Annotated in this window: 1 protein-coding gene; it reads right to left on the bottom strand. The window is 34.4% G+C overall.

Going from position 1 to position 636, the window contains the following annotated elements; translation table 11 throughout:
* A partial coding sequence (locus AC1DTM_RS30520) for an MFS transporter (RefSeq protein ID WP_477001709.1) occupies positions 1–384 on the bottom strand: 384 nt, incomplete at its 3' end.
* Positions 385–636 lie beyond the last annotated feature (252 nt).

Raw genomic sequence — 636 nt, 5'->3', positions numbered from 1 at the left:
CGGCATAACTCCGCCAAGCCCTATACCTGCAATAACACGGAAAATCGCAAACATTACAGGACCGTTCGCAAAACCAGCTAGACATGTAAATAGACTAAATAAGATTGTAGTTACTAGTATGATATTTTTACGACCTATTTTATCAGCTAATAAACCAAAGAATGCAGCACCAATTGCCGTTCCTATAGCTGTATAACTACCAATTGTCCCTGCTGTAACATCCGATATTCCCCACTCTTTAATGAGCGAAGGTACTGTTGCTCCATAAATAACAGCATCATATCCATCAAATGCAATTACGATAAATAACCAAAATATTAACCAAATATGCATGGAATGAATACGACTCTCGTCTATCACATTCATCGGGTTAATCGATTTCATCTTAATAGCCTCCTTATATGGGAATTTTCCCTTTCTTGTATTTCAACATCAGTAAACGCTTTCAATTACCTCCTCCTAAGTTTCTAAAAACTTTTCTGAATTTTCCGTATTTAAATTGTAATAACTACTATTAAAAATTGTTATCCGCTTTTTATAGGAAAAAGAAAAGTAATATTCCTATTTAATGCGGACGTCACTTCATAGGAATTAAAATTTGAACATAAAAAAGAGGTGCAATAAGCACCTCTTCTG

This window comes from Bacillus sp. P4_D3, from assembly GCF_056401855.1.
Note: the sequence above shows the minus strand (reverse complement) of the source record. Positions and strands in the feature narration are given on the sequence as shown.